The organism is Romboutsia maritimum, assembly GCF_002251085.2.
Classification (GTDB): Bacteria; Bacillota; Clostridia; order Peptostreptococcales; family Peptostreptococcaceae; genus Romboutsia_B; species Romboutsia_B maritimum.
The window spans coordinates 117387-130593 of sequence record NZ_NOJZ02000003.1 but is presented as its reverse complement, the minus strand read 5'-3'; the positions used below and the strand labels follow the sequence as shown (position 1 = coordinate 130593).

The following is a 13207-nucleotide window of genomic DNA, read 5'->3' as shown; positions in this document are numbered from 1 at the left end:
AGGAGGTATTATTATAAAAAGAATAGTTAATATAGAAATAAATGATGATTTTATAAAGTCAACTGTTTTAAGAAAAACTACTAATAATATTTACATAGAAAAATTTAATATTCAACAAATAAAGTTTGATGTTCTAGAACATCAAATGTTTTCAGTAGATGAGGTAAATAAAAAAACATATTTAAATACAGTTGCTAAATTTTTAAAAAATGAAATTGATTCATGTGGGAAATTTTATAAAAAAATACATTATAACTTACAAAATAATAAAGTGATTATTAGAAATTTAAAAATTATTAAACCAAAAAAAAGAAAAGACATTATAGGTTTGATAAAATTTGAAATTAGTCAATATATACCTATAAATATAGAAGATTATATATTGAAGTATATAGTTTTAGATATAGACAATAATGAATTAAATGTGCAGGTTATTTTAGTACCAAAATATATCTTAGATATATGCTGTGATATTTCAAAAATGTTAAACATGAAACAACAAACATTAAACATAAATTTTAACATTTTGCAAAAGTTAATAAATTTAAATTTAGTAAATAATTTTGATGGAAATGGAGTATTTATAGAATCTAAATATGATGAATTGATAATGAGCATAGTTAAAAATTATAAGGTATATGAATCATATGTAATGCCTAAAAATATTGAGTCATTTGAATCACTAAATAAGATTATTAGTGATTTTGAAAATGGATATTATTATGGAGAAGGATATCAATTTATTGAAAATCATTGCAGTGATTTATTTAAAATTGAGCCATTAAAATTAAATATGAAAATGAATTTATTGAGAGAAAATGAAAGTGTTTATGATGAAAGTATAAAATATATAAATAGTATAGGGATGATAATTTAAGTGGTAAAAGAAAAAACTATAGATTTTTTTACTGGGTATAATCAATTAAATAAATATAGTAAAACAACTAAGATATTAATATTTTTTTTGATCTTAGTATTAATATTTAAGCTTATTCTGGGTATTCAATCTATTAAAAAATTAGAAAATTATTTAAATAATAATGAATCTAAAATAAATAATGAAGAACCAGTAATACATAAATCATATATAGACTTTAATAAAATTAAGTCTATATATGATTTAATAGGAGAATCTAATATTAATAGATTTATTGTTAAAAAATCAGTTGTAGAGATAGAAGGAATATGTCAAAGTTTAGAAGAGATAAATAGAATTAAGCATGAAAAAAACATAAAAAATTTTTCTATAAATACATTGAAAAATAATGTTGATAATTATATTTTTACTGTAGATTTTCAGATGGGAGTATAATATGAATATTAACAAATCAGAAAAGCAATTTATTAAAATTGTACTTGTTTTAATAGTAGGTTTTATAATTAATTTAATTGTAATTAATCCTATAGAAAATAAAAAATTAAATTTACAAATTAAAAAACAAGAAGTAGTAAATAAATTAAATGATGATAATGATAAAAAACAGAAAAATGTAAATACAGATAAACCTAAAAGTAAAGATGATATTGTTTTGAAAATAGAAAAATCTTTAAGAGATATAGTTAAGATAAACTATATAAGTAAAAATATAAATTTAGGAGAAGATAATAATATATCAAATATAGAATTAAAAGTTATAGGAAATATAGATGAGGTATTTAAAATAGGAGATAAACTGAAAAATTTAAATTTAGACAAGTTTGTTGAAAATTTAGAAATAAGGAAAGCATCAATTAACAATGAAGAGGATAATATAGTGGAATGTATAATGACACTTAAAGTCGTATAAATAAAAAGTGTATATAAATTAAACAACAATTATCGATTAAGATAAAATAATAGAAGAAATAGTAGGACGTTAATACGAAAATTTCAAAGGAATATGGAATAAATTTATAGAAGTTCTATATTAAAGTACTCTGAATTCTATGCCAAAACTTAACACTATACAGAAAATTAATAAAATAATATTATAAATATAGAATGATTGGCTAAAAAATGGTATAATTACAAATTGTACTTTAATTTAGAAATAAAGGAGTGAACTTCATATTGTTAGGAAGAAACGAATTATGTCCATGTGGAAGTGGTAAAAAATATAAAAGATGTTGTTTAAATAAAGATGTTATTTCAGAAAGAGCAAGTAGAAAAGTTGATCTTTCACAAAAACAATATTCAGAATTATACACAAAAATATATGAATATTCAAGACAAGAGAAATTTAAAGAAGAATATAAAAAAGCTCAAGAAATGTTTTATATAGTAGACAATGAAGAAATAAATAAAAACTTTGAAAGATTCTTTAATACTTATTTTATGCAAGACCATATAATGGAAAACAAAAAAGTTATGACAGTTGAATTTTTCGAAGAAAATAAAGATGCTTTAAATACATTTGAAATAAATATATTAAGAAGTTTATTTGAATCTTATGTAAGTGTTTACCAAGTTAAAGAAATTACACCGGGTAATGTATTATTAAAAGATTGTTTAACTGATAAAGAAGTTTATACAGAAGATGTAAACTTACTTAAGAGTTTCAAAGTTGGAAGCAGTATGATAGCAAGAGTGGTTGAAATTGAAGGAATAAGTATTTTAATCGATATAACTATAAGTATTTCTGATGCGGTTAAAGATGTTATTGTAAATGATATAATGAATTTATTTAATCAGTATGAAGATTTATATAAAGATATGAATACATTCTTAATACATCATACACATATACTATATAAATATATGCAACAATTGCTAGATCCAAGTGTTGCTGAATATTTAAAGAAACAAAAAGAAGACAAAATACAAAAATCTAATAATGTTGAAATAACAGAAGGTGATTGTAAGGTAACTACTATGCTTAAGCAAAATGTAGATGATGAGTATGTAGGTGCTAGTCTAGAATTTTGGAATGAGTATAAAAGTGTTCATGGAGAAGTAAAAGGGTCTGAAAATGGATGGGCAGCAGCTATTGAGTATCATATCAAGAAAGAAGCTGGACAATCTATAACTCAAGCTCAAATATCTAAGAAGTACGAAATAAGTCCAAGTACTTTAGGAAAAAGATATAAAGAATTAAAAATATCTTAAAAATTTATGAACTAAAATTATTTATAAATAAAAATAAAATATTAAGATAAAATTTGAGGGATTATATTAGCGTATAGTTCCTTAATTTTTGTAGAAAAATAATAAAATTAAGTATAGATAATTAAATTCTAATCAAATTTTATATAAATTATAAAAAAAGGTTTTAATATATACGAATAATGTATAAAATAGTAAATATATAATATACAGAAAGAGGTATAACTATGAATCTTAGTTTAGGAAGCGCAATAGCGGTATCAACAAATTTTATAAAATCAAATCCAGCTGTACCTGTATACAATGGAGAAGAAAATCCAAATAACTTATATGCAGTTATTTATCATATAGAAATAGGGTACAATGAAAAAATTTCTGAAAAAACTAAACAATATATAATAATAGATTACAAAGAATTTGATTTATCTATAGATGGAAAAAATGAATTAATAGAAGTAGCTAAAGAGTATTGTAAATCTAAGTCAATACCAGAAGATGATCAATTAGAAATAGCTCTTTTAGATAATGAAGAAGCTGAAAACTTTTTAGAAAAAGTGTTTAATAATATGAAGGTTATAAGAGGTCTTATAACTAAAAAGGACTAGGTATTATGGATTTAGTAGGATTAGAGATAATAAACCCTTACGAGGGAGTATATGAATTTAAAGTATATAAGTATGATGATGAAATAAATTTAAGTGATGAAAATTTATTTGTATGCGACTTAAAAGTAGTTATAAATAAATTGGAATCTATATATATAAATAAAGTTGATAAACAAGTAGAAATATTAGCTTTAGTTAGAAATTTAAATTTAAAACTTCAGTGTGTGTCGGAAGAAGAAATTAAAGAATTTATATTACAAGAGATTTGGGAAGAAGACCTAGATTTGAAAAAACAAAATATAGAGGTTATGTTTATAAAAGCTAGGTCTTAATCCTAGCTTTTATAATTATTATTTGTTTTAGAAAGGAAAATTTAATGATAAGAATATCTAATATAAAATTAGGAATAGATGAGGATTTATTAGTAATAAAAAAACTTATATTAAAAAAATTAAAAGTTAAAGAGAGTGAATTAGTTAAATACTATATTTATAAAGAATCTATAGATGCAAGAAAAAAAGGAAAAATAGAATTTGTATATACTGTTGATGTACAAATTAAAAATGAGGAAACTGTATTAAATAAGAACTTAAAAGATGTGGTTAAGGTAAAAGAAACTAGATATATAGGTGTAGAATTAGGAACAGAAAACTTAAATCATAGACCAGTTATAATAGGAAGTGGTCCAGCAGGATTGTTTGCTGCATTACTTTTAGCTCAAAGAGGATATAATCCGCTTTTATTAGAAAGAGGATTAGATGTAGACAATAGAACTAAAGATATAAATAATTTTTGGGACAATAGAAAATTTAAAAACAATTCAAACGTTCAATTCGGAGAAGGTGGAGCGGGTACTTTTTCAGACGGAAAACTTACAACTAGAATAAAAGATATAAGATGCAGAAAGGTATTAGAAGAACTTGTAAACTTTGGATCTCCAGATGAAATTTTATATTCATATAAACCACATGTAGGAACAGATATATTAAAAAATGTAGTTAAAAATATTAGAAAAGAGATAGTAAGACTTGGAGGAGAAGTTAAATTTGATTCTAAGGTTACAGATGTAGTAATTGAAAATAATGAAATTAAATCAGTAGTGATAAATGAAGAAGAAGTAATATGTGCAGATACAGTTATTTTAGCTATAGGACATAGTGCTCGCGATACTTATAAAATGCTTAATAGTAGAGGGGTTAGAATAATACAAAAACCTTTTGCAATAGGAGCTAGAATAGAGCATCCTCAAGAGTTGATAAATAAAGTTCAATATAAGGAATTTTATAATCATCCACGATTAGGTGCTGCAGATTATAGATTGATTGAGCATACATCAAATTCAAGAACTGCATATAGTTTCTGTATGTGTCCAGGAGGTTCTGTAATTGCTTCAGCATCTAATGAATTTGAGGTAGTAACTAATGGAATGAGTGAACATGCAAGAGATCAAGTTAATGCAAATAGTGCATTTTTAGTTAACGTAACTCCAGAAGATTTTGAAGGGAACGACCCTTTAGCAGGAGTTTACTTCCAAGAAAAATATGAAAAATTAGCTTTTGAACTAGGTGGTAAAAATTATAACGCTCCAGTTCAATTAGTAGGGGATTTTTTAAATGATAAAATAAGTACAAGCTTAGGAAGTGTAGAACCTTCTTATAAACCAGGATATGAATTTGTTGATTTAAGAGAATGCTTACCTGATTTTGTAACAAGAACAATGAAAGAAGCATTAGTTTCTCTTGATAAAAAATTACATGGGTTTGCTATGCATGATGCAGTTTTAACTGGCGTTGAAACTAGATCTTCTGCACCAATAAGAATTGTTAGAGATGAAAACACTTTAGAATCTATTAATACAAAGAATTTATATCCTTGTGGTGAAGGTGCAGGATATGCAGGTGGAATAGTAACTGCTGCTGTTGATGGTATAAAATGTGCAGAAAAGATAATTCAAAAATATTCAAATAAAAAATAAGTGATTTTTAAAAATTAACTAAATCTTAACGTATTTATAATATTTAACATACATTTAACACTAAATTTTATTTATGTTTGATAAAATACAATAGGCGTAAATTTTAGACGAACATGATATTATCTCTTAAGGAGGAAGTTAATTTGGAAATTGCAATTAGTCTTATGGGAGGACTAGGTCTGTTCTTATATGGTATGAACCTTATGGGAGAAGCCTTAGAAAAATCAGCAGGGACAAAATTAAAGAAAATAATAGAGTTGCTTACTAGTAATATAATAATGGGTGTATTAGTAGGTATGTTAGTAACAGCAATAATACAAAGTTCAAGTGCAACTACAGTTATGGTTGTAGGATTCGTAAATGCTGGAATAATGAGTTTGCCACAAGCAGCAGGAGTTATAATGGGTGCTAATATAGGTACTACAGTAACTGCTCAGTTGGTATCTTTTAATTTAGATGGTTTAGCTCCGGTAGCATTAGGAATAGGTATAGTTTTATACTTATTTGGAAATAAACCTAAAATAAAACATATAGCAGAAATACTTATAGGTTTCGGTATATTATTTACAGGAATGGAATTTATGAAAGATGCAGTAGAACCTTTAAAGGATTTTCAAGGATTTACTGATTTATTAGTTACATTTGGTACATATCCATTACTAGGGCTATTATTAGGATTAGGTATAACAGCTATAGTACAAAGTTCAAGTGCATCAATGGGGATGTTGATAGCTTTAGCATCAGAAGGTATTATACCTTTAAGTTCAGCGTTACCAATACTATATGGACAAAATATAGGTACTTGTGTTACATCTTTATTATCTAGTATAGGTACAAATAAGAATGCTAAAAGAGCAGCTATGATGCATTTACTGTTTAATATAATAGGAACAATCATATTCTTAGTATTCTTAAATGGGCCAGTAGTTTCGTTTGTTACTAGCAGAGACCCAGGTAATGTAGCTAGACAAATAGCAAATACACATACATTATTTAATATAATATCAGTTTTAATATTATTACCATTTACTAAATTTGTAATAAAACTTGCTATTAAATTAGTTCCAGATAAATCAACAGACGAAGATGATGATGAGTCTAAGACTGTTAAGTATATAGATGATAGAATGATAGAAACGCCTTCAATAGCATTAGCTAATACCATAAAAGAAACATTAAGAATGGGTGAAAAGGCTAAAGATAGTTTAAACTTAGCAATGGAAGGTGTTCTAGAAAGTTCAAATGAAAAGATAGAAAAATCACTAAAAAGAGAAAAACATATAAATGCACTACAAAAAATAATATTAAATTACTTATTAAAACTTTCAAAAGCTCCTTTAAATGAAGATTCAAGAGAAATTTTAGATGTTTTATTTAATACAGTAAATGATATTGAAAGAGTAGGAGATCATGCTGAGAATATAGCTGAATTAGCTAAGATTGCTATTGAAACAAATGTAGATTTCTCTGTAGATGGAAAAACAGAACTTAAAGATATGTATAACAAAGTTATATCTACTTATACATATGCTTTAGAATCTATGAGAACTTCAAATGTAGATTTAGCTTGTAAAGTAATAAAAATGGAAGAACAAGTTGATATAATGGAAAAATCTTGTAGAGCAAATCATATGCATAGATTAAATAATAATTTATGTAGTATAGATAACGGAGTTATTTATTTAGATATAATAACTAATTTAGAGAGAATCTCTGATCATGCTGTTAATATAGCTCAACAGGTTATATCTCAAAGATTAATAAGCAATTAATAAATAAAAACTGTCCTTACATAAGGGCAGTTTTTGTTTTGTGTTAAAGTAAGTTGAAATAATACTATATAAATGAATTTTTAATGTATATAGTAAGTTTATCTTGAACAATAATACAGATGATATATTAGGATTTTATGGTATAATTTAAATACACTTATCAAGGAAAAGAGGTAAATTTATGGAAAAAATAAAATTCGACTATAGTAAAGCAGTTGGATTTATTAATGAGTATGAAGTTGATGCTATGCAGCCTTATATAAATGTAGCCCATGACATGATACATAATAAAACAGGACTAGGAAATGATTTTTTAGGATGGGTTGATCTTCCTAAAAATTATAATAAAGAAGAATTAAAAAAAATCAAGTTAGTTGCACAAAAAATAAAATCTGATTCTGAAGTGTTATTAGTAATAGGTATAGGAGGATCTTATTTAGGAGCAAGAGCAGCTATAGAGATGACAGGACATTCTTTTAGAAATAATATATCAAAAGAAGATAGAAAATCACCAGAAATATATTTTGTTGGTAATAATATAAGTTCTACATATATAATGGATTTATTAGATGTAATAGAAGGCAAAGATATATCTATAAATGTTATTTCTAAATCAGGTACAACAACAGAACCAGCAATAGCATTTAGAATATTTAAAGAATATATAGAAAATAAATATGGAAAAGAAGAAGCGTCTAAAAGAATTTATGCAACAACAGATTCTAAAAAAGGAGCACTTAGACAATTAGCAGATGAACAAGGGTATGAAACTTTTATAATACCAGATGATGTAGGAGGACGTTACTCCGTTTTAACGCCTGTTGGATTGTTACCTATAGCTGTGGCAGGATTAGATATAGATGAAATGATAAAAGGCGCATATGATGCCTCTGAAGACCTTAAAACTAAAGATATAAATAAAAATTATAGTTATCAGTATGCAACAGTAAGAAATATTCTTGATAGAAAAGGAAAAGAAATAGAATTATTAGTAAATTATGAGCCTCAACTTCACTATGTAGGAGAATGGTGGAAACAACTATTTGGAGAAAGTGAAGGTAAGGATAATAAAGGAATTTTTCCAGCATCTTTAGATTTTTCAACAGATTTACACTCTATGGGTCAATATGTTCAATCAGGTAGGAGAATTTTATTTGAAACAGTTTTAAATGTAGAAAAGCCTAAAAGAAATATGACAATACAAGATGATAAAGCAAACTTAGACGGTTTAAACTATTTATCTGGAAAAACTATGGATTTTGTAAATAAAAAAGCTTTTGAAGGAACATTGCTTGCTCATACAGATGGGGAAGTACCTAATTTAATAATAAACATACCAAGATTAGATGAGTATAATTTTGGATATCTTGTTTATTTCTTTGAAAAATCATGTGCAATAAGTGGTTATTTATTAGGAGTTAATCCGTTTGATCAACCAGGAGTAGAAGCGTATAAAAAGAATATGTTTGCATTATTAGGTAAACCAGGTTATGAAATTCAAAAAGAAGAACTAGAAAAAAGGCTTAAATAGTTAAGGTTTAATTAAGTTTAAAATATTATAATGAAATCATTATAGGAGATGTTTAGTAAACTATAATGATTTCTTTTTAATTTCAAAACCATTTTAGGGTTATTAAAAGATAAAAATTGTAAATAATAAATAATAAGGCAAGTTTACAAAAATTTGTAAGTTATTAATTAGGAGGGATTAGGGTGTCAAAGAAAAAGGGCATAGGACTAATGGTAGTAATTGCTATAATTAGTTCAATTTTAAGTAGTTTGTTAACTATAGTAGTTGTTAATAATAATTTATTAGGAGAAAAGTCACAACAAGAATCTAAAAAAATAGTTATAGATGATGATGGAAAGACTCAAAATATTTATCATGCGGTAACGGAGAAAGCAATGCCGTCGGTAGTTGGGATAACTACAACAACTATAGATAGAAATAATATATTTGCAATACCAACACAAGCACAAGGAGTAGGGACAGGGGTTATAGTAGATTCAAATGGATATATACTTACTAACTCACATGTAGTTTCTGATGGGCAAGCAACAAGTGTTAATGTCTTATTTAATGATGGGACTTCGACACAAGGAAAAGTATTTTGGTATGATTCTCAATTAGATTTAGCAATAGTAAAAGTAGATAAGAAAGGTTTAACACCAGCAGAATTTGGTGATAGTGATAAAGTTAGAACTGGTGATATATCTATAGCAATAGGAAACCCATTAGGATTAGACTTCCAAAGAAGTGTTACTCAAGGTATAATAAGTGGGTTAGATAGAACAATAACAACAGAGCAAGCAAATATGTCAGGACTTATGCAGACTGATGCAAGTATAAACTCAGGAAACAGTGGTGGTCCATTATTAAATCAAAACGGTCAGGTTATAGGTATAAATACAGCAAAAGCTTCTCAAGCTGAAGGATTAGGATTTGCAATACCTATAAATACAGCTAAGCCAATAGTAGAATCAATAATAAAATCAGGAAGCTTTGAAAAAGTTACATTAGGTATAAAAGGTGTAGATTTAGCGACTTTTGAATCTTCAACTGGAACTGATTTACCAGCAAAACAAGGAGTTTATGTAGCAGAGGTTATAAATAATACAGCAGCAAGTAAAGCAGGCATAAAATCTGGAGATGTTATAGTAAAAGTAGGAGATAGAGATTTAGCAACGATGTCTGATTTAAATAAAGCTTTATATAATTATTCATCTAAAGATAAAGTTAAAATAATTATAAATAGAGATGGAAAAGAAATGACAGTAGAAGCACAGTTTTAGTAACATAAAAATATAGTTAAGTAAAATTGAAAAGGCGAACTCAATTGAGTTCGCCTTTTTGTTAAAAAATATTATGAAGTTTATTTAATAACTTGAGTTTCATCATTTGAACAATTAGATGAGCTGCAACAAGAAGAACAACTTGAACAACTACTGCATCCATAAGATGATTTACGAGTGAATTTTTTATACAATATAACAGCAGATAAAAACACTATTATCCCAGCTATTAAAATTTCAAAAATATGAGATGAAAATCCATTCATAAATAATGTATTACCTATTATATTAACTATAAATGCAGCTATCCAAGCAACTATAAACTGATATGAAAATGATATAAACATCATCTTATTGCCATATTCTTTTCTCATTGTTGCAAGAGCAGCTATACAAGGTGTATATAAAGCTGTAAATATTAAAAATGAATAAGCAGTAACTCCAGTAAATACACTTGGAAGAGCAGTTTTTAAATCTCCATAAAGAATACTTAATGTATTTAAAACAACTTCCTTAGCACCAAGTCCAGTTAAAATAGAAACAGATGCTCTCCAATCACCAAAACCAAGAGGTTTAAATATAGGAGATATAAATGCTCCAATTGAAGCTAAGAAACTTTCGTTTATATTTTCAGTAAATCCATTTAAGTTAAATGAAGAAAGTCCCCAAATAACAACAGACATTGCAAACATTATAGTAACGACTTTTACTAAAAACCCTTTTGATTTATTCCAAGTATTTTTTAGTAAGGCATCTATAGTAGGAATTTTATATTCAGGAAGTTCTAATATAAATGGTTCTACTTGAGATTTAAAAGCAGTTTTAGTTAAAATTGATGCTAACAATATAGCAACTAAAATTCCTGCTAAATATAATGAAGTAGTAACTAAAGCTGCATTCTTAGGGAAAAATATAGAAACAAATAATGCGTAAACTGGTAATTTAGCTCCACAAGTCATAAGAGGAGATATAAGTGCAGTTATTTTTCTATCTTTTTCACTTTCTAAAGTTCTAGTAGCCATAATTGCTGGAGAAGAACATCCCATACCCATTACCATTGGTATAAATGCTTTACCAGATAATCCAACTTTGCTCATTATTTTATCCATTAAGAATGCTGTTCTAGACATATATCCACTATCTTCAAACAAAGATATTCCTAGGAATAAAGTAAAAATTAAAGGGAAGAATGGCAATGTACCACCAATACCGCCAAGTAAACCATTAACTATAAGTGATTTAAACCAAGGACTCGCATCAATTAACATACCATCTATAGGAGTTTGTATATATGTTTCTATAAGTAAACCTAAACCTTCTTGTAGAGGGCCACCAACCCATTCAAAGGTGAATTTAAATAAAAGATATAAAACTCCTAAGAATATAGGATAAGCTAATATAGGGTTTAAAACTATATCATCAATTTTTTCACTTAAATTTTTCTTCTTATTATTATATTTAGTTTTTGTACATTCAGATAATATATTTTCAAGTTTTTTATATGTTTCAGTTTCAGAACCAAAGTCATTTACATAATTAACAACTTTTTTATTAGAATATTTTATTGTATCAGCTATTTTCTCAACTCCATTTTTCTTTTTAGCTATTATTGGAATTATAGTAACACCGAGTTTTTCACCTAAAATCTTGTAATCTATTTCAATACCTTTTGTTTGTGCTATATCAAGCATATTAAGTAAAATAACAATAGGCTTATTAAATTGCATAAGCTGAGTTGTTAGATAAAGATTCCTTGATAAATTTGATGCATCAACAACATTTACAATTACGTCAACGTCATCATTTTCTAGATATTCTTTAGATACTTTTTCTTCATTAGAAAATGTATCCATAGCGTATATTCCAGGTAAGTCTACTATTTTTATTTCTTTACCAATAAAACCTTCTTTTTTTTCTATTGTAACCCCGGGCCAGTTACCTACATATTGGTTAGAACCTGTAAGTAAATTAAAAACAGTTGTTTTTCCGACATTTGGATTACCAAGTAATGCCACATTAATCAAAAGTAATCACCTCTTTATTTTAAGTATATGTTTTTTGCGTCTTGTTTTCTAATTGCTAAATCGAATCCTCTAAATCTTACTATAATTGGATCTCCAAATGGAGCAATTTTTTTTACTTCAATTTCTGTATTGTCTATACATCCTAAAGCAAGTAATCTTTTAGCTAATTTAACATTTCCATCTATATTACGAATATTTCCTTTTTGCCCTATATTCAAATCGTAAACAGTCATCATTAATACCTCCTAATGAAATTCATTATCATTAAAATTATATCACATAAATTAAAAAAGTCAAGAAATGGTGATGATTAAGAAAATTTTCAATTGATAATAAATATATATTTAGCCTTAGTATCCTTTTTTGATAAATTTTGTATTATAATGAACATATAGACGTATAATTAGGGGATGGAGTGTATGAAAGTAAGGAAAATGACATTTTTAGGTCTAATGATAGGATACAGTTTAATTTTATATATAATAGAATCATATATACCAAATCCATTAATAGCTTTTTCGCCTGGTGCAAAATTAGGATTAACTAATGTTATAACATTGATTTCTTTGATAACATTAGGTATAAAAGATACATTTATAATAATTACTGTAAGAGTAATTCTATCATCAATATTTGCAGGGCCATTGTCTTACTTACTATTTAGTATGGGGGGTGCATATCTTAGTTTAGTATTGATGAATTTAGCAAAAAAGATAAAGGGATTATCCGTAGTAGGAATTAGTATAATAGGAGCAATAAGTCATAATATAGGCCAATTAATAGTTGCAAGTTTAATAGTAGAAAATATACTTACCATAGGATATTTACCATTTATGCTAATGACATCTTTATTAACAGGAATATTTGTAGGTCTAGTAGTAAATTATTGTTTACCTAGTGTGGAAAAAATTTCTAAAAGTTTTATTGACAAATAGTTAGATTATTTGATAATATGT

Annotated in this window: 13 protein-coding genes; 11 read left to right on the top strand and 2 right to left on the bottom strand. The window is 26.2% G+C overall.

Features of this window, described 5'->3' with window-relative positions:
• Positions 1-145 precede the first annotated feature (145 nt).
• The 10 genes from CHF27_RS03540 (at position 146) to htrA (ending at position 10227) form a co-directional block, all read left to right on the top strand.
• Entirely contained in the window at positions 146-877 is a 732-nt protein-coding gene (locus CHF27_RS03540; RefSeq protein ID WP_095405657.1) for a type IV pilus biogenesis protein PilM, read from the top strand.
• Positions 878-1312 carry a hypothetical protein gene (locus tag CHF27_RS03535; protein ID WP_095405656.1) on the top strand — a complete coding sequence of 145 codons (435 nt, stop codon included), beginning with the start codon at positions 878-880 and terminating at the stop codon, positions 1310-1312.
• Position 1313: 1 nt separating this feature from the next.
• Positions 1314-1787, top strand: a complete 474-nt coding sequence (locus CHF27_RS03530) for a hypothetical protein (RefSeq protein ID WP_095405655.1) — start codon at positions 1314-1316, stop codon at positions 1785-1787.
• A 263-nt stretch (positions 1788-2050) separates the two neighbouring features.
• Positions 2051-3085, top strand: coding sequence for a YecA family protein (locus tag CHF27_RS03525; protein ID WP_199533603.1), 1035 nt, complete (start codon positions 2051-2053; stop codon positions 3083-3085).
• Positions 3086-3309: 224 nt separating this feature from the next.
• Positions 3310-3687, top strand: a complete 378-nt coding sequence (locus CHF27_RS03520) for a hypothetical protein (protein WP_095405653.1) — start codon at positions 3310-3312, stop codon at positions 3685-3687.
• A gap of 5 nt (positions 3688-3692) precedes the next feature.
• Positions 3693-4019: a hypothetical protein gene (locus tag CHF27_RS03515; RefSeq protein WP_095405652.1), complete on the top strand. Its 327-nt coding sequence runs from the start codon at positions 3693-3695 to the stop codon at positions 4017-4019.
• A 44-nt stretch (positions 4020-4063) separates the two neighbouring features.
• Positions 4064-5662: an NAD(P)/FAD-dependent oxidoreductase gene (locus CHF27_RS03510; protein WP_095405651.1), complete on the top strand. Its 1599-nt coding sequence runs from the start codon at positions 4064-4066 to the stop codon at positions 5660-5662.
• A gap of 143 nt (positions 5663-5805) precedes the next feature.
• Positions 5806-7434, top strand: a complete 1629-nt coding sequence (locus CHF27_RS03505; protein ID WP_095405650.1) for a Na/Pi cotransporter family protein — start codon at positions 5806-5808, stop codon at positions 7432-7434.
• A gap of 181 nt (positions 7435-7615) precedes the next feature.
• Positions 7616-8965, top strand: a complete 1350-nt coding sequence (locus tag CHF27_RS03500) for a glucose-6-phosphate isomerase (RefSeq protein WP_095405649.1) — start codon at positions 7616-7618, stop codon at positions 8963-8965.
• Positions 8966-9174: 209 nt separating this feature from the next.
• On the top strand, positions 9175-10227 hold the full coding sequence (gene htrA, locus CHF27_RS03495; protein WP_095405679.1) for a serine protease HtrA: 1053 nt from the start codon (positions 9175-9177) through the stop codon (positions 10225-10227).
• Between the two features lie 80 nt (positions 10228-10307).
• On the opposite strand, the gene feoB is transcribed toward htrA, so the two are convergent.
• Complete coding sequence (gene feoB / locus CHF27_RS03490; RefSeq protein ID WP_095405648.1) at positions 10308-12251, bottom strand: ferrous iron transport protein B; 1944 nt, start codon at positions 12249-12251, stop codon at positions 10308-10310.
• A 14-nt stretch (positions 12252-12265) separates the two neighbouring features.
• Complete coding sequence (locus tag CHF27_RS03485) at positions 12266-12484, bottom strand: FeoA family protein (RefSeq protein WP_095405647.1); 219 nt, start codon at positions 12482-12484, stop codon at positions 12266-12268.
• Positions 12485-12670: 186 nt separating this feature from the next.
• On the opposite strand from CHF27_RS03485, the gene CHF27_RS03480 reads away from it, so the two are divergent.
• On the top strand, positions 12671-13186 hold the full coding sequence (locus CHF27_RS03480) for a Gx transporter family protein (RefSeq protein WP_095405646.1): 516 nt from the start codon (positions 12671-12673) through the stop codon (positions 13184-13186).
• Positions 13187-13207 lie beyond the last annotated feature (21 nt).